15 protein-coding genes are annotated in these 18,131 nt (G+C 40.7%); 5 read left to right on the top strand and 10 right to left on the bottom strand.

All coding sequences use genetic code 11. The features are described 5' to 3' along the window. The first annotated feature begins 241 nt into the window (after positions 1-241). Positions 242-694, top strand: a complete 453-nt coding sequence (locus IEY03_RS14065) for a hypothetical protein (protein WP_229778341.1) — start codon at positions 242-244, stop codon at positions 692-694. Positions 695-766: 72 nt separating this feature from the next. After that, positions 767-1,447: a hypothetical protein gene (locus tag IEY03_RS14070; RefSeq protein ID WP_188842808.1), complete on the top strand. Its 681-nt coding sequence runs from the start codon at positions 767-769 to the stop codon at positions 1,445-1,447. A 412-nt stretch (positions 1,448-1,859) separates the two neighbouring features. Here the strand turns inward: IEY03_RS14070 and mnmC1 are convergent, their stop codons facing one another. Further along, complete coding sequence (mnmC1, locus tag IEY03_RS14075) at positions 1,860-3,851, bottom strand: FAD-dependent 5-carboxymethylaminomethyl-2-thiouridine(34) oxidoreductase MnmC1 (protein ID WP_188842810.1); 1,992 nt, start codon at positions 3,849-3,851, stop codon at positions 1,860-1,862. Positions 3,852-3,982: 131 nt separating this feature from the next. Between mnmC1 and fabB the strand changes: the two genes are divergently transcribed. Further along, the gene (fabB, locus tag IEY03_RS14080; protein WP_188842812.1) at positions 3,983-5,194 is read left to right on the top strand and encodes a beta-ketoacyl-ACP synthase I; all 1,212 of its coding nucleotides are present in this window, start codon (positions 3,983-3,985) and stop codon (positions 5,192-5,194) included. A 113-nt stretch (positions 5,195-5,307) separates the two neighbouring features. Here fabB and IEY03_RS14085 read toward each other — a convergent pair whose 3' ends face one another. Then, positions 5,308-5,904: a Yip1 family protein gene (locus IEY03_RS14085; protein ID WP_188842814.1), complete on the bottom strand. Its 597-nt coding sequence runs from the start codon at positions 5,902-5,904 to the stop codon at positions 5,308-5,310. Between the two features lie 332 nt (positions 5,905-6,236). Here IEY03_RS14085 and miaE point away from each other — a divergent pair, with 332 nt between their 5' ends. Continuing rightward, positions 6,237-7,031 carry a tRNA isopentenyl-2-thiomethyl-A-37 hydroxylase MiaE gene (gene miaE / locus IEY03_RS14090; RefSeq protein WP_188842816.1) on the top strand — a complete coding sequence of 265 codons (795 nt, stop codon included), beginning with the start codon at positions 6,237-6,239 and terminating at the stop codon, positions 7,029-7,031. Positions 7,032-7,222: 191 nt separating this feature from the next. On the opposite strand, the gene IEY03_RS14095 is transcribed toward miaE, so the two are convergent. Next, the gene (locus IEY03_RS14095) at positions 7,223-7,942 is read right to left on the bottom strand and encodes a UDP-2,3-diacylglucosamine diphosphatase (RefSeq protein WP_188842818.1); all 720 of its coding nucleotides are present in this window, start codon (positions 7,940-7,942) and stop codon (positions 7,223-7,225) included. Next, the gene (locus tag IEY03_RS14100; RefSeq protein WP_188842820.1) at positions 7,942-8,433 is read right to left on the bottom strand and encodes a peptidylprolyl isomerase; all 492 of its coding nucleotides are present in this window, start codon (positions 8,431-8,433) and stop codon (positions 7,942-7,944) included. The genes IEY03_RS14095 and IEY03_RS14100 overlap by 1 nt, the downstream gene beginning before the upstream one ends. A gap of 142 nt (positions 8,434-8,575) precedes the next feature. Here IEY03_RS14100 and cysS point away from each other — a divergent pair, with 142 nt between their 5' ends. Further along, positions 8,576-9,955, top strand: coding sequence for a cysteine--tRNA ligase (cysS, locus tag IEY03_RS14105; protein WP_188842822.1), 1,380 nt, complete (start codon positions 8,576-8,578; stop codon positions 9,953-9,955). 28 nt (positions 9,956-9,983) lie between these two features. Here cysS and IEY03_RS14110 read toward each other — a convergent pair whose 3' ends face one another. From IEY03_RS14110 to IEY03_RS14135, 6 genes are all read right to left on the bottom strand, one after another. Continuing rightward, positions 9,984-11,228, bottom strand: a complete 1,245-nt coding sequence (locus IEY03_RS14110; RefSeq protein ID WP_188842824.1) for a CDP-glycerol glycerophosphotransferase family protein — start codon at positions 11,226-11,228, stop codon at positions 9,984-9,986. A gap of 34 nt (positions 11,229-11,262) precedes the next feature. Next, positions 11,263-11,682, bottom strand: a complete 420-nt coding sequence (locus tag IEY03_RS14115) for an FAD synthase family protein (protein ID WP_188842826.1) — start codon at positions 11,680-11,682, stop codon at positions 11,263-11,265. Positions 11,683-11,725: 43 nt separating this feature from the next. Further along, positions 11,726-13,075: a sugar phosphate nucleotidyltransferase gene (locus tag IEY03_RS14120; protein WP_188842828.1), complete on the bottom strand. Its 1,350-nt coding sequence runs from the start codon at positions 13,073-13,075 to the stop codon at positions 11,726-11,728. A 9-nt stretch (positions 13,076-13,084) separates the two neighbouring features. Next, positions 13,085-15,067, bottom strand: a complete 1,983-nt coding sequence (locus tag IEY03_RS14125; protein ID WP_188842830.1) for a WecB/TagA/CpsF family glycosyltransferase — start codon at positions 15,065-15,067, stop codon at positions 13,085-13,087. 209 nt (positions 15,068-15,276) lie between these two features. Further along, positions 15,277-16,317 (bottom strand): glycosyltransferase family 2 protein, encoded by a 1,041-nt coding sequence (locus tag IEY03_RS14130; RefSeq protein ID WP_188842831.1) that lies wholly within the window; start codon positions 16,315-16,317, stop codon positions 15,277-15,279. Then, positions 16,314-17,633 carry an oligosaccharide flippase family protein gene (locus IEY03_RS14135; RefSeq protein ID WP_188842833.1) on the bottom strand — a complete coding sequence of 440 codons (1,320 nt, stop codon included), beginning with the start codon at positions 17,631-17,633 and terminating at the stop codon, positions 16,314-16,316. Before IEY03_RS14135 ends, IEY03_RS14130 begins: the two co-directional genes overlap by 4 nt. Between the last annotated feature and the right edge of the window lie 498 nt (positions 17,634-18,131).

An 18,131-nucleotide genomic window follows, 5' to 3' on the forward strand; every position in this document is an offset into this window, starting at 1 on the left:
TACCAAGTGTCTTAAAAGCGCTTAGAATTGATTTCAGGAGCTCGTTTTCTAATTGAATTTGGCTGTTAGAGTTATTCTACAGTCTCGTAATGCATTTAGGTAGATTGAGCAATGGAAGCTAGACCTAATAAATCCGAAGAGTTATTCCTCAGTCTTGGGTACAACCGATTTTACGACTTGTACGATGAGATCATGATAGATTGTTTCTGGGAAAAAAGAGGACTGCTATAGGTTTGGCAAAGTGTCGAGCATCTTTGCGGTTTATGCCGAGCTTTTGGCTTATGAGCCATTCAAGCATGTACTTGAAGCGCTAAAGACGCAGCGTCCTCCGATGGAATCTGAGATTGGAGGCCCTCTGTTTAAGTTCGTGCGTAACATACTCGATCATTTTCCCGTATTTGAAACATGGGATGAGGTGTGGGTGAGTAAAGAGCTAGTTAATTGGCAGAGAGAACGTCTGACGCTTGACCGCTTTCTAAAGAAGTATGCAGGCCACGATGAAGTGAAGTATCGCTTCTGGGAAGCAGATAAAAAACGCATGACTTATATGAGTATTCGTTTTCCCGAAAAATACGACGACAACAAGATATATCTTAAGGATATGATCGAAGAAAAAGACGGAGTGAAATTTTCACTCATAATGATGCGCCAGATACTTAATACACAAGTAGAGTCAGTTGGTGAAAATGCATAACAAACAAAGGCAGTGGACGCCAAAAAGCGGCGCTCGCTGCTTTGGGCGTTATATTTCCTAGGAGTCTTCAAGTTGAAAATATTACTTTCACTATTCGGATTTACACTTTTTGGTTTTAGTGTTTTCTTTGGTTGGGATTTATTAGATGCAGAAAAAATATCTGGTGGTGAATTTGTTACGGTTGTTATCGCATTTGCGGTCTTAGGTCTAATTATTTCTTTCGCATCTGAAGTACAAGAGTTCTCCGTTGCCGGAAATATTGTAAAGTTAAAAGAAGTAAGAAAAGAAGCAGATAAATCTATTGAAGACCTTAAAAAAGCAAGAGTTGGAAATTTTATATTTCTCCTAAAGTTAGCTGCCCGTTTTCCAGGCGGGTTTGGTAGTGGCGGTACAGTAGATGAGCGATTAGATGATTTTTGGCTTTTATATAAACAAATTAAAGAATCCAACAACGAGCATGAACTTAAATTAAATATAAAAGAAGTTACAAGAGTCTTACTTTCTGGGCAGCTAGATAGTATCCGTAAAAATAGTGATTTAGTTGAAGAAAAATACTCTAGAGAAGCATTACCTGAGCCTGACGAATTACTTTTGGTTGCTCTTGAGTCTGAATCTATCAATAAAGCAGCAAGCAGAAACGTCTGTGGTGGTGATGTAGATAGAATTAAGAAAGCTATAGTTGTTGGTCTAGATGAATACAAAAAACTTTATAAATTGCATGCCAAATGTAGTGAAACTCACGAATTAGAATGAATGTTTTAACTCGGAAATGTCCAGTTCCGAGTTAGCTCTTGTGTTACTACACCATCAATGAAGCTTAATCGAAGAGACAAAAATTCAGGTGCTGATGAGCCAGCGAGTATCCAAAACATGGATGTTTTGGTTAAGCCCACACGGACGTGCTTGCGGCGTCTCGCTGGAGCATTTGCACTTGAAGCCAATTGTAATCAATTTGACGTCTTTGAATATTTAATTGGGTCTGCTTACACTTTGATAAAAAGACACATTCTGAGCCAATTTTGTCTAGTTCCGAGTTAACTCTTGTGTTGCCCAGCCATCAGTGACGCTGCTAGCGGCGTCTCACGGGATCATTTGTACATGGTGTCATCTTCCAACCAAATTTTGTCCAAATAAGCATCAGCTTTTTAAGCCTATAGCATTCAATTTATATCGCTTTGCCTTTGAGTAACTTTCGCATCCACATTCGATTAGGGCTTAGCAGTGTTTGTGTTTCAAGATTGATAGGCATAACCTCGCCACACAAGTTTGCAGCAAGACATTCAGCGACTAGGGGCGCTGAGCTTAATCCTCTCGACCCAAAACCACCTAATACAAGCAGTCCATCATGGATTGGTGCTGATGTATTTTGCCAGTATCGCTGCCATAAACTGGGTTTATCATTACTGGTTAATTGGACTTGATAACGTTGGTTTAATGTTTCCATGTCGGTGGCAAAGCCCATTACTGGGAAATGATCACGACTGACCATTCTCACACCCACTCTGGCATCATTTTCACTGATATCAATGTCTTGTGGCCAGTCGGCATTAGCGAAGCTTTGGCGCATTTTTTGGCCGTTTTCATATTGCTCTTTTGGACAAAATGCTAGATTTTCTGACGTTTTAACATAGCTTGCGCCAACACAGTGCAGCTGTTCGTGGGCTGGTGTGAGGTAACCATTGGCACAAATGACCGTTTTGAGCTGTGCTAATTGACCTTGAGAGGGCACATGACTTACTTGCCCTCTGAATCCGCTTAATGGGATTTGGTCTGTTTGGGTAAACTGGGTTAAGGTTTCACCATTAGCCAGTACCAATTGTTTGTGCTGGGCAATGGCGTTGGCATTTTGCTGGGTATATAACTCCCAGCCTTGTTCACCCTTGATAATCTGCTTAATTTTACAATTCAATTTAAGGGTAATATTACTCAGAGTTGCTGCGAGTTCAAGCGATGCCTTAGCGAACTCATGGGGGCAAATCCAGCCACCTAATGGATAGAATAAGCCGTTTTGATTAATATCAACCCCAGCAATTTGGCTTGCCTGCGCCTGTGAGACGGGCTGGGCGATGTCGCAAGGCCATGATTGACCATCGATAATTTTGGTTAATCTGGCTTTAGTGCGGTCATCAAAGCCTGTGTGTAATACACCACAAAAATCGTGGCTTGTGGTGAACCCTTGACTAATGAGGCGTTGAACGCGTTGGCGACTATACAAAAAAGCATGCTGGTAAAACTGGCTGAGGGCATTATTTTCTGGGGTTAATAACGGGTAAATTGCTCCTTGGCGATTTCCTGAAGCCCCCTGTGCCAGCATGTCATCTTGGCAATACAATACGACATCTCTACCTCTTAGCGCTAACGATAGTGCAAGTGATGCACTGGCTATTCCGCCGCCGATGATGCCAATTGTGTCAGCAATCAATGGTGGCGTTAATAAGCCTTGATAAGCATAATTTGCTTGCTGCTGATTTCTTAGCGTTTGGCGTTCCTGGCATGCAATGACATCAACCACATTCGAATGAGTCTGGTGTTGCTCTAATAACTGAAATCCACTGTGCTTGATGATAGCTTTTAACTCGTTGGCTAAAGGCTGCACGGCTTGTTGGTCAATGTCATAAATACTCAGGGCCGCATTATCGCTGCTGAGTCGTCCAAGTTGCCACATTGCTGCGGATGAGTAAAAGTGATCCCTGAGTATTGGCTGCAGCGTACTACTGGCAACAAACCAATGTTGAACAGTATGACGGTGGTTTGCAATAGCCTTTAGCTGTTCAATCGGCGAGCCAAAGTAGCAGTCGATGGTGATGTTGTTTTGTAGGTCAAGTCGCTGGCAACCCTCTATAGGCGCAACAGCGATACCTTTAACGAACTGGGTAAGCGTTTGTATTAGCTTGGCCACAAAATGCGTAAATTCACTCTGTTGTGCTTGAGTGTGTCCGGTGAATAAACTGATATGAAAACGTGTGGCGCTAGGTGCAGATAAATTCTGCTGCTGAGTCAATGCACAGATTAAATCATTAAGGTGTTCAGGTTGCATTAATCCTATGTGGCCAATATGGACTAGGTTATTGGTTGCAACCATTTTTTCTGTCAGCAGAAGCTGCTGGAGGTATTGTTTATAATGATTTACGATGAATAAATTGGTGCTTTTACTCAAAATAATTTACTCAAACAGGAATAATTGGCATTATTTTACCTGTGTTTATGGAAAGCTGACCACTTAAAAGCACTAAAACAGATATTATTGCCGCAATTAAGTGCCGACATCTACCAAATGGATATCAAATAATGAAAAGAGTCGTGATCACCGGTCTAGGTGTAGTTTCAAGTATCGGTAACAACAAGCAAGAAGTTCTAGATTCACTTAAAGCTGGGCGTAGTGGTATTACTCACTCAGATCAGTTTGAAGAAATGAAGTTACGTAGCCACGTTTGGGGGGATATTAAAATCAACCCTGCGGATCACATTGACCGTAAAGCATTACGCTTTATGGGCGATGCAGCGGCTTATGCTTATATCGCAATGGAAGAAGCGATTGCCGATGCTAACTTAACCGAAGAACAATACTCAGACTTCCGTGTTGGTTTGGTTGTGGGTACTGGTGGGGCGTCATCTTCTAATCAAGTAGTGGCTGCTGATACATTACGTGAAAAAGGCGTAAAACGTGTTGGCCCCTATATTGTGCCACGTATTATGGCGAGTACAGCCAGTGCATGTTTAGCCACGCCTTTTAAAATCAAAGGTGTTAACTACTCAATTAGTTCAGCCTGCGCTACTTCAGCGCATTGTATTGGACATGCTGTTGAGCTTATTCAAATGGGTAAGCAAGATATGGTATTTGCGGGTGGTGCAGAAGAAGTTGATTGGACGTTAACCATGGGCTTTGATGCTATGGGCGCGTTATCAACTAAGTATAATGACAATCCAACCAAAGCATCGCGTACCTACGATGCAGACCGTGATGGTTTTGTTATCTCTGGCGGCGGCGGGATCGTTGTTGTTGAAGAGTTAGAGCACGCTTTGGCGCGTGGTGCAAAGATTTATGCTGAAGTGGTTGGCTATGGTGCATCTTCTGATGGATACGACATGGTCGCACCATCAGGTGAAGGTGCTGTTCGTTGTATGCAAATGGCATTAGCAGATGTAGATACACCGATTGACTACGTTAACTCACACGGTACCTCAACACCTGTTGGTGACGTGCGTGAACTAGAAGCATTACGTACTGTCTTTAAAGACAAGATTCCGCCTGTAGCATCAACTAAGTCGCTGACAGGACATGCTTTAGGTGCTGCAGGTGTTCATGAAGCGATTTACAGTATGTTAATGATGGAAAATAGCTTTATCGCTCCAAGCATCAACATAGATAATCTTGATGAACAAGCTAAAGACATTCCTGTTGTTCGTGAGCTTCGCCAAACAGAGTTAACCACCATTATGAGCAACAGCTTTGGTTTTGGTGGAACAAACGCAACATTAATTCTTCGTAAATATAAGTAATTAATGATTTAGTTTGTTGCTAATGAGCTAATAAAAAAACCAGTCTGATGACTGGTTTTTTATTGGGATTAATCTAACAAAACAATTTCAAAATCTATTATGTCAGTTGATGGCTATTGCATCATAGGCCCAAAGCCTAAGCTCCATAAAATGACACTCGATGCCATTAAGGCAACTAATAACACTAAACCTGCGGTGACCACAGAGCTAGCATAAATGAAGCCTTTTTCTTCTGGAATATTCATGATGATAGGTACGCCAGCATAAAGTAAATAGACTGAGTAAGCTAAGCCGACGAGTCCGACGACCATGATAAACCACAAAACTGGATACAGTGCAGCTAAACCCACCATAAATAATGGTGTTGCTGTATATGCAGCTAATTCTACGGCTTGAGTATAAGTTGGGCTGGCATCAAATGTCTTACCCATCCAATAAGCTAAATAAGCTAATGCCATCACTCCAGCAATTAAACCGAAGTACATGCCAACCGACATAAACATCGCACTTTCACTGGTTAAAAACAGTGGCTCACCGGCTCCTGGATTCCAACCAATATGCGCTGTCGCAAAATATGAACAAATAGCAGGTATGAGGGCAATTAGCAGTACATGACTTAAGCTACTTTTTAATGCCTCATGGTTTTTTTCAATCGTTTGCCACTCTTGTTTAGGATGAGTGTAAAGCCCCATTAAGTGATTTAGTATCATTATAGTTATCCTTGTTCAGCACATTACTACAAGTTCGCCAAACTACAGACGAACTGACTACAGCTCTTTACAATCGCCTTAATCAGTCCAACACATACTTAGCGCTACAAAATTGAGTAGTAAAGTTGCTAAGTAATGACCTCATTCCCAATTTGAAGTCTATCCACTTAAGGTGATTGATGCGCATGTTAATGTTTAGTTAAATTTAACAGCGCCTAGACTATTTATTGAACATAAAAAGCGTTTCGTCAAGCGGTATTGTGTTTTTGTCTTCAGAAAAAAACACTTGCTAGGTAATATGTCCATATAGATTGAAAAGGATAATGTTACTCATGCAGCAATTACTTGCCCCCATTAATGCATTTTTAGGCTGTGAAACGCCAGAGTCTTGGATACAAGCGGCTAAAAAACCAGAGCAACTACACGTATTGCTCATCGATCATTGCAATTGTGAGTTAAAAGCTGCACAAACTGCGATGATGATGATCCGTAAATACGCGATTGAGAAAAGTAGTGCGGATATTTTAAAGTTATGGGCAAAACCCTATGAAGATTTTGTTTATAGTCAGACCCGAGATGCAAAGGCGTTTTTAAATCGGGATGTTAAGAAAAACGATATTACTGCAGACCTTGTTGCCAGTCAGCATTTAGCGGTAAGTGCAGATTTACTCTCCAAAATGATACGCCTGATCAAAGAAGAGTTTCATCATTTTGAACAGGTTTTGCAGATTATGGCCAGTAGAGGTATTGCCTATACCAATATGCGCGCAGGGCAATATGCCAAGCAGTTGATTAGCCATGTGCGCACCCATGAACCATTAACCATTATTGATAAATTGATTGTCGGGGCATTTATTGAAGCCCGATCATGTGAGCGATTTGCCAAGCTGGCACCGCATTTAGATGATGAGTTAGCTAAGTTTTATACGTCTTTATTACGTTCAGAAGCGCGTCATTATCAAGACTATCTGTCTTTGGCTGAAGAGGTGGCTGGGGGGAATATCACTGAACGGGTCGAATTTTTTAGAATTAAAGAAGCCGAGTTAATCCTAGCTGAAGATAATGATTTTCGATTTCACAGTGGCATGCCAACCGTAGAGGTGTTGCTGCATAAAACCACTAAGTAACCGCAGCTCTATATAATAAATGCACATCAAGCAATTTTTTACATGCTAACTGCGTCAAATTTACTTGCAATAGACTCGCTATTGACGCGTAAATTGGCTTTCTGGAGTGTATTTTATTTGTCGAATAGATTATCGATTAACGTGTTTAAGAGGTTTGCATGAATGGTAATGAAGGCCGATTTAAGTAGGGGTTAATTTGCGTCAAAGGGTAATTGCAGTAAATTACAACCCTCAGGACTGACCATTAGCACGCTACCTTGAGTATACCAATCACCGACAACCACTCTTTTTAAACCATAGGGCAATTGGTGAATAGCCGGACGATGCGTGTGACCGTGGATCATTAACGAACATCCTGTCTGCGTCAACAGGCTATCAACGGCACTTGGCTCGACATCCATTATCTCGTATTGTTTTTGTTTGTTACCAAGCTGACTTTTCTGTCTGATCTTGGCGGCAATGTTTAAACGAGTTTGTTTAGGTAAATGTGAATAAACCCAACGAACCAAAGCAATACTTCGAAAACGTCTAAATTTTTGGTAACCCACATCTAGAGTACATAAGCTATCGCCATGTAATATGACTGTTGATTCACCATATAGTTGAGTGACAAAGATGTCAGGTAACAATGTCATACCTGCTTGCTTGCAGTAAGCTTTCCCTAACATGAAATCACGATTTCCCTGTGTAAAAAACACCGGGATCTGTTCAGCCACGCGGGCTAATGCGCTAGCAATCTCTAGGGTAAAAGGCTCGGCAATATCATCACCCATCCAGACTTCAAACAAGTCGCCAATAATGTAAAGGGTTTCTACATTATCTAAGCCTTGCTGTAAAAACTGTAAGAATGCTTGGGTGATGTCGGGGCGATCAGCACTTAAGTGCAAATCACCCACAAAAGCAGTCAGCATTACTTAACTGATACGCTTTGAATAATAACGGCTTCTAATGGTACATCTTGATGCATACCACGGTTGCCAGTGGCTACGCCTTTGATTTTCTCTACCACGTCCATGCCTTCTACCACTTCGCCAAATACACAGTAACCCCAGCCTTGGCTAGTTTCTGATTTGAAATCTAAGAAAGTATTATCATTTACGTTAATGAAAAACTGCGCGGTTGCAGAATGCGGATCAGAAGTACGTGCCATAGCAACAGTACCTTTGCGGTTAGATAAACCGTTGTTTGCTTCATTTTTGATCGCTTCATTACAACGCTTTTGACCCATATCTTCAGTAAAACCACCGCCTTGAAGCATGAAACCATCAATAACACGGTGAAAAATCGTGCCATCGAAAAATCCATCTTCAACGTACTTCATAAAGTTAGCTGCTGTGATAGGTGCTTTTTCAGCATCTAATTGCAAAGTAATGTCACCGAAATTGGTATGTAAAGTAATCATGTTTTCTCACCTAGATAAAATAATTTGCGCGATTCTAACTTATCTTGATTGACTCATAAAGTGCAGTGTTCAAAACCGTGTGCAACATGGTAGACTCGGTGCAAGCAATATTCCCACTAAACTTGTATACAAGAGAACTTCGATGTTAAAGATCTACAACAGTATAAGCCGTGAAAAACAAGAGTTTAAACCGATTAACCCAGGTAAAATTGGGATGTATGTGTGTGGCGTAACGATTTATGATTTATGCCATATCGGTCATGGCCGTACTTTCGTATCTTTTGACATGATAGTGCGCTATCTACGTTACATTGGTTATGAGGTTAATTTTCAACGTAATATTACTGACGTTGACGACAAAATTATTAAACGTGCCAATGAAAATAACGAGTCTTGCGATGCGTTAACAGAGCGTTTAACCGCTGAAATGCATAAAGATTTTGATGCACTAAACATGGTTCGCCCTGACTTTGAACCCAAAGCAACTCTGCACATGCCAGAAATTATTGATATGGTGCAGCGTTTATTAGACCGCGGACATGCTTATGTTGCGCCAGACGGTGATGTGCTGTTCAGTGTGGCTTCTTATAAAGATTATGGCCGACTATCAGGGCAAAACCTTGACCAACTTCAAGCTGGTGCCCGCGTAGAAGTGGATCAAGGCAAGCAAAATCCGATGGACTTTGTGTTGTGGAAAATGTCTAAACCGGGTGAGCCTACTTGGGAATCACCTTGGGGCCCAGGTCGTCCTGGTTGGCACATTGAATGTTCTGCAATGAATAGCAAGCATTTAGGGACCCATTTTGATATTCATGGTGGTGGCAGCGATTTACAATTCCCGCACCATGAAAACGAGATCGCTCAGTCTTGTTGTGCCCATGACACGCCTTATGTGAACTATTGGATGCACTCAGGCATGGTGATGGTTGACCGTGAAAAGATGTCTAAGTCGTTAGGTAACTTCTTCACTATTCGTGATGTGCTTGAGCATTATGATCCAGAAACCGTGCGTTATTTCTTATTGTCAGGCCATTATCGTAGTCAGCTAAATTATTCTGAAGATAATTTAAAACAAGCTCGTGCGGCATTAGAGCGTTTATATACCGCGCTAAAGGATTTAGACTTAACCGTTGAGGCAGCACCTGCCACCGAGTACATCGCTAAGTTTAAATCAGCTATGGATGATGACTTTAATACCCCTGAAGCCTACTCAGTGCTGTTTGACATGGTGCGTGAAATTAATCGTCTTAAGTTAACGGAAATGTCCGCCGCTTCGGCATTGGGTGTTAGCCTTCAACAGTTAACCTCAGTATTAGGCATTGTAAGTCAAACTCCGGACGCTTTTTTCAAAGGTGAAGGTAGTGATGATGAAGTGGCTGAAATTGAAGCCTTGATTGTTGAGCGTAACCGCGCCCGTACTGAAAAAGATTGGCCAGCAGCGGACGTTGCACGTGATCGCTTAAACGAATTAGGTGTTGTGTTAGAAGATGGCCCAAGTGGCACAACCTGGCGTAAAAAATAATTAATTGCTGCAAAACAAGCCTGCTCATTTATGCGGGCTTTTTTGTGGCTTCAATTTGTTTATCTTGAACAAATGCATCTAAGCAATCGAAAGCACAGCGGCTTTTATATTGCCAAAAGGTATTCATCAAACGATTTCTTGTTGACCCTCGCAGCCAATTTATTGCTTCACGTTGCGTTAAGTCTTCTTGCTTATCTGCAAATTCATTCAAATAATCTTGTAAATCCTTAAAGGTGATTAAATCTATTCCCGCTTTTGGTAATTTAGCCACATAGGGATATTCACTGCGGCATTCTGCTTGATAGTGGGCTTTATCAAATAAGAAAAAAGCGATTTCACATGAATATTGCAGGGCATCAATATAGAGAGATGAATAGTCTGTAATTAACAAATCAATTTTTTCAAGGATACCGTAAATATCATCCCAAAAAGTGACATTAATAATATTCGGATATTGGCTCAGCTCAGTCGCAAGATGGGCTTCATTGGGATGTAATCTTAACAACAAACATTGGTTCGACTTTTGTAATTGTACTGACAAACGTTCAAAGTCGATAGCTTGAGTATAAATGTTGGTTGCGGTATTTAAATGGCTGTCGCGCCAAGACGGCGCATACAGGATCACTTGCCGTGTATTGGGTGGTAGCTTAAGTTGCAACCAATCTTTGCTCTTGTAACGCTGATAATAGTCAGTGCGGGGATTACCACAGGTTAAAAACTGCTCATCGCTAATTCTAAAACCACTGCTAAACAGTTTTTTAACCTTATCACTGGGGGCGAGCATTAAATTTGGGCGGACATGTTGTTGATGGTACAGAACTTTAGCCATTAACTTTTGGCTAAGGCTTTCGGGGTGATAAACCTGAAATAGCGGGCCATTGCTGATATCAAATTCGATTTGTTTTAATGGTGAACCGTGCCATAGATTAATTTTAACTGCGCCTTTAGCAAGATATTGATTAACATCACCAATATAGCTGTTATACACATAAAATTTAGCGGTTGCAGCATGCCAAACACCTAACAGCGACCATCTTAAATAAGCTTCAAGCCCTTGGGTTTGTAAACGCTTTACTACCTGTTTATCAGCGGATATCCAAATGGCGCGTAGAGTTTGTTGCTGCTGCCAGTGTAAAAATAAGTATTTACTGTTATCGGCAAATTTATCTTTATAACAGCCCATCACCGCTTTGTGGCTTCTAGGAGTAAAGCCAGAAAGGGTATAAATAAGCTGTGTGATAGCAAAGCGAATGAACAGTAAAATTGCATTCATGGCGGTTATCCTAGTTAGATGAGTAAACCGTGAATTAAGCCGTTTGCGGGCTTATTATCGTGGCAGTAGGAGTAGCTAAATTATTTTTGATATCAGTGGTCGATATTTGTTGGGTTCGCTCTAAATATAAGACGCTACAAATATCATTTAACTCATCAAACTTGCCGGCCCAATCGTCGCCAATGGCAAATACATCGGCATTGAGGCGAATAATATCGCTACGCTTTTGTCGCCAATCTGTTTCAGCAATCACCATATCAACGTATTTACAGGCTTCAACAATTTCGATTCTCTGCTGATAATTAAAAAATGCGGCTTTGCCTTTTAAGGCATTAAACTCATCGGTTGATACACCCACAATTAATCTATCACCTAAATTTTTCAAGCGTTTGAACAATCTCACATGGCCGAAATGAAATAAATCGAATGTACCGTAGGTTATGATGGTTTTCATATCTGTATCCTCAAGTTTATAGCTTGTATGGGGCGTTAACTCGTTAAATTAATTGCCATAATCGTTTGACGTATCCGAGTTGACTTAACAGCTGAAACTCCATTTCAACCAATTCGACTTCTTCTTCTGGGGCATCTTTATCAAGTAACAGTTGTACTGGGCCAAATACCCCGTATTGAGCATGTTGATTATGTGTTGAGCTTGCGCCAAACAAGAGGAGTTCTCCCTTAATGACATTCCACAACTGGGGCAGTTTGGCTAGTAAGGGTGCATTTATGGCTATTTCGTAAAGCTCAATGTTTGATTGTTGATTGCTATATGCGTTAAAACGTTTAATAGGGTGTTTAGGCTGCAATATGAAAGCAGCAATTAACGATAATAAAACCAAGGGTAGGCAAACTAAAAGTAGCAACATAGCCGTGATTTGAGTTGATAGTGATGTTTTAGTCATGGTTTTAGCAACAGTGGCTGAAACCAAGTTTTGATCTTGTACCTGAACCCAAGTGCTTTTGGTTATATCAATAATATAATCTTGAGAAACAATTTTATTTACCAGGGATAAATTCTTTCCAATAAAGGTATTGGGTAAAATAATACTGTTACTTAATTCGCTGTTTTCAATATAACAATGTTGACCAATAATAATTGAACCACTACATGTGACTTGTTTATCGACAAAGCAATTTGAACCAATCATACCGCGAAGGTTTTGTTTAAAGAATGTTGGGGTTTTGGAATTGGGTTCAATAAGTACGTCTAATGTATTGATATCATTAATTATACGTCGACCCTTTAAAGAGAACTCTTCTGCTCTATTCGATATATATCGATTAGCAAACACATAACTTTCAAGGGTATCTAAATAAAAGGTTTTACCATGTAATACCTGATATATAGGTATTTTTCGTTCAATTTTTGACGAAGCTAAAGGCCAATTAAGATTTTGACAGTAGGATTTACCCGCCGGAAGCATAATTAATCCAGGGTTTTTATCTTCCATTGATGCTGAAACGAATGTTTGTGGAAATTGAGATGCAAATTCAATAAATTCTGCGATACAAGGGCTTCGAATGATATCGCCACGGACAATTAGTTGTGGTTGATTAATATCTAACTGCATACGTTGCAGCACGGTATCGACATCTTCTTCTGGTTTACTTAAAAAATAATCTACTGTTAAGTTCCATTTAGCTCCACTGCGAATGTGAGCTTCAATTTCACTCGCCTTATTGGCAATGACAATCTTCGCATGGGTAATACCAGCACAAGATAAGTCTTCTAAGGTGTATTCAATTAACGCCTTATTCGCCACCGGTAGCAGTGCTGCACAGTACTGACGATTCAGTGGTGCTAACTCTGTGGCTGAGCGATTAGCAAAAATAATAGCTTGCATGGTCTTCTCCTAATACGCACCACGGGCAAATAACACCGCTGGTATGGTTTTAAACAACAATTGAATATCTTTAGCCAGTGATTGTTGGTAGATATAATCAACATCCAATTCAACTTGTTCATCAAATGGAATATTTGATCTTCCAGTGACTTGCCAAATACATGTGATGCCGGGCTTCACCATTAATCTACGTCTATCTGACAATTGATACAGATTCACTTCACTAGGTAATGCAGGACGCGGGCCAACTAATGACATATCGCCTTTTAACACGTTCCAAAGTTGTGGTAATTCATCAATAGAGAGCGTGCGGATCCACTTGCCAACGTAGGTAATTCGCGGATCTTGTTTCATTTTAAACAGCACACCACCGCGCATTTCATTTTCACTTTGCAGCTGGGCTAGACGGGCTTCGGCATCCTTAAACATCGAGCGAAATTTCCACATAGTAAAAGGTTGATTGTCTTGCCCAGCACGGGTTTGGCTGAATAACACCGCACCTTTGGATTCGAAACGAATTGCCAATGCTGTGAGTAAAAATAGTGGTGAAAGTAATATCAGCAGGACACTTGAACCAAAGATATCAAGTAGTCTTTTGGCGATTTGATTCAGTTTGATTTTAAGGAAAAACCATTGATATTTTTTGTGATTAACCTGTGGTGCGTGTTTTCCTAACATTGAGAAGTTTTGCTCAACTGCCGCGGCAAAATTTGCATTTTGAAACTTGGCAGATGCATTTTGCAATTGATCTGATTTAGCCGTCGGTTCAGGTTTGCGATTGAACATTGTTTGCTTGGCTAACGCGATAAAAACGCGCATGACAAACAAAGGATTACCCACAACGTATCTGCGCCACATTCTTTTGGGCTCTTGCATTAATCGCCAGATCCATTCCATTCCCATTTGACGAACCGCAACAGGGGCTCTGCTTACCGCATCTGCATAAAAATCAAATAAGCCCCCGACACCAATAGCCGCACCAACGCTGAGTTTTGAACTATGCTCGGCTATCCAAAGCTCTTGTGTTGGTGCGCCCATAGCAAGTAGTAAAATCTTTGCCCCAGAAGCGTTAATTTTGTTGATAACGTCATCGGTTTGCTGTGCAGAAAAATAACCATCATGAATGCCACAAATACGTAATAGTGGGAAGCGTTGCTGCATTTTTGCAGCAGCCTTATTAGCGATACCCGGTTTTGCTCCCAACATAAATATGCCCACACCTTGTTCGGCAGCTTGTTGGCATAAAAGGGGAAACATATCAGTCCCGTTTACGTTGTCTTTTAAAGCAATGTGGTGAATTTTACAGGCCAAACGTAAACCGCTACCGTCAGCAAATACGTGGGTGTTGCGGTTGAGTATTTGTCGATATTGTTCATTTTTATAAGCGATATTCATGCAGTCAGCATTCACAAATGCATAGCTGTCGCACTGAGGCGTTTTAGCACTGTTAATGACACTGCTGATAGCATCACCCATGGTAATATTACTAATGGTGACGTTGAACAATCTAAACTGCTTTTGAGTTGAGCAAATAACCGTTGAAGATAAGCTATACCCTAACAGACAGCGCAGTGTTGCTAGCAGGTAACACACTGCTGAAGAGTTAAGTTTTGGGTTAATAACATATTGATCGTAGCTGATGCCCATTCTGGTGTGCATTTGCTTAAAGGACATTAAACCAGGACGAACCAAGTAGTCATGATAGGGTAAAACCGCATACTGACATTGGCCTCCTACTAATCCTAGTTCACCTTTGATGACATTGAGCAATCCCAGTAGATTCGAAAATTTTGAATCGGAAAACTGTAACAATGCAATGGGTTCACTTTCACCGCTATGAACATAGATAGTCTCGAAAGCTTGTCCTGTGGTGGCTTTTAGGTAAATCGCTTTAAGCACCAATATTGGACTGATACATAGCAGTATCATCAAGCTCAGTAGGGTTTCGATAATTCTTACTGATGCTGACACTTGTTTGATGTGAGTTCGCATAAGCCACCTCGATATATTGTTGAATTTCCATTAGGAAAATATTTGTTACATCTAGGTTTGCTTAAATCGTGCCATGTTTTAAGTTGCTGAAATGTATTGAGTATTTGTGTGGTTTTTTGTTGTTTTAGTCAAGGGTAAGAACCTGTTTGCAGTTTGCAAGGCAGTATGCAAACAGGTTTAACATAGAGGCGAGTATTGAATGAGCTCATTTATAAAAACATAGATGACACACCATCACGGCTAATTTTATGTTTTTGGATACTGCCAATGACTTTTTGACCTAAACTTTCTAGCCAATGATAGGCAAAAGTGGGTAATAGCAATTGCATATAGGCTGCACTGACAGTGCTAATGGTTCTACCCATTTCATCTTTTAAGATTTTAGGCGAGGTTTTTAAGGCTTCTGTTGCTAATTTCGCGGCCATTTTGCCATCTTTCATTCTAATCGCTTGGCGTGCCAAATATCGTAGTTGATAAGCTCTGGCATCATTTTCATGACGCTTTAACAGCTTAGGAGCAAAATATCGTGCTTTACTGATCATTTGTTCCCATGATGCTAATTGTTTCAATAAGTTAGCAGACAACCCACCATGATTTAAGCGATAGTAAGTCAATGGTTGTGGTAAGCCTTCCATTTTCCATTTGGTGGTGGCTACAATACGTAACCAACATTCAATATCTTCAGATTGACGAAATTTCTCATCAAAGTAGCAAGAATATAGCTGGTGACGATGTACGCTTTGAAAGCGGATGTCATTGAGTGTTTCACGGCGGATCACTGGCGCAGAACCGTTACCGACTGGATTACGGCATAACAAATGTGCGGCATCAATATTGCTCAGTTGTGGCATCTGATAAAAGTCTAATAATTTGCCATCGTAGCTCATAAAACTAGAACGAGAAAAGCTGATCCCGACGTGGGGATTGGCATCAAGATGCGCGCAGTGACGTTGCAGTTTTTCTGCATGCCACATATCATCAGAATCTAAAAACGCCACGTATTTACCCAGTGCATGGCGGATCCCCGTATTACGGGCTGCAGCCAATCCTTTATTTTCTACATGGTTAATAATCTTTACGCGGCGATCATCAAATTGTTGGCAGATTTTCAAACTGTTATCGGTTGCACAATCATTGACAATAATCAGCTCAAAATCAGTAAAGGTTTGTGCTAACACAGATTCAATGGCTTTTTTTACAAACTTTTGCACGTTATATACGGGCATAACTACAGTAATTTTAGGGGTCATAGTGATTCTCCTACAGAGGTAAATTGTTGATTGTTTTTAAATACTTTTTGGTAGCTGTAGACACAAATGAGTGGCAAGGTGATGAGGTAACTCACCATTACGGTTTGTGCCACTGTGATTAAACTGAATTGACAAGCGATGCCGATAACCACCGCTAGGCAAATTGTGAGTAATAGATTAATTTTGAGGTTGGTTTGGCTTAAACCATTTGCAAGTAGCAATTGGCTTGCAGCTTCGCCTAGCGGCCTGACTAAGCCACTAAGACATAAAAATTGGAATACATCTATGGCATCGGTTGATAACCATTTATCACCGTAAACCAAAGGAACATACCAATCAGAAAGTGCGCTTTGCAGTAAAATAACCGGTACAGTGATTGCCATAATAGCGGCTACACTGCTGAGGTATTTTGCAGATAATTCATCTTCAACGGCATTACGCTGACAAAGGTGGCTATAAAATGCAGTGCCAAAGCTTTGAATTAACCCTAGGCTGATCCCTAAGCTAATGTTGTAAGCAAAAAAGTATACGCCTAATGCTTCCACACCCATGAAGTAACCAACTAATAAATAATCAATATTTTGTCTTAGGGTATTGGTCAAGTCGCTTAAGCTAACAGGAACACCAAAGTGTAAAAGTGTCATGACCTGAGCATATTGAATGCCCGTCGCAGATTGCATTTTAGGTAAAGGGTTTTGGTAACGATGAATCGCAATCCACACAATAATGACCAATACTTTGGGTAAAATAATTGCCCAAATTTCAAAACCAGCCAATGCTAGAATCGCAGTAAGTGCAGCATCAATGAGGGTTTGCCAAAGATTCGCTCTACCGACTATACGCATTTTGTTGTTGCGTAAGTTTAAGGTGGCATGTTGCATGCCTATTGGTAGTAATAAAAAGCTAGTTGCCATTACCGCAATGGGTAAAATGAGCGAAGTGTCATGGTAGTACTGCGCAATGGGATAACTGCTCAAAAGCATCGTCAAGCAGGCTAATAAACACACTCCCCAGTTAACCCAGTTAGCACTGCTTAAATGGCGAGTGAATTGTTGATCATCCATGCGGATTAATGCCGCAGAGCTAATTCTGCGAGTAGCGGTACAAATCAATTCGAACAGCGTGAGTACAATTGCTGCTTGACCAAACATTTCTGGCATCAGTAATCTGGCCAGTACGATACTTGAAAGCAAACGAATAATTCGTCCGCTCAACTGGGCAGAACCTAACCACATCATGCTTTTACCTAACCCTGTAAATCCGGTGCTAATTAACATGATGGGTTTTTCGAATAATATTTTATGTTGGTTTTTCATATTCATCCTAGCGTAAGTCATCCGCTTTATATGCTAGGGGTTACATGAATCGTGCCATGTTTTAAGTGTATGTTTTTATGTGGTTTATTTTGTTTTCGCTATATTCTGTTAGCTGGGTTTGCAGAATGCAAAGGCATAATGCAATGCTGATAAAAGCTAAATTGCGTGACTCAAAGGTCAATGCCGCATTAATTGCGTGGATCGGATACTAATGTGTTTGGATGATGCCAGCAGGGCTGTATATGTGCTGACACGAGTACCTCACCGTTGAGGCCCCATCCTATTCTTATCGCTCAAACTTATACTGTATGCAGTGAATCTAAGTACCCAATTGGCTCGCTGTTTTAAATCAAGCTGTGTTGATAAATTAAACGGGCTATTCGTTTTTTATCCAGAACGGCTAATAAAGCCTCAATAAAAATGGTGTCCTGAATATTCTTTATTGGTGGGTGAGCTTCCATGCCATAGGCGATTTAGACTAAAAACAGGGTTGGCATT

The organism is Shewanella aestuarii, from assembly GCF_014647215.1.
Lineage (GTDB): Bacteria > Pseudomonadota > Gammaproteobacteria > Enterobacterales > Shewanellaceae > Shewanella > Shewanella aestuarii.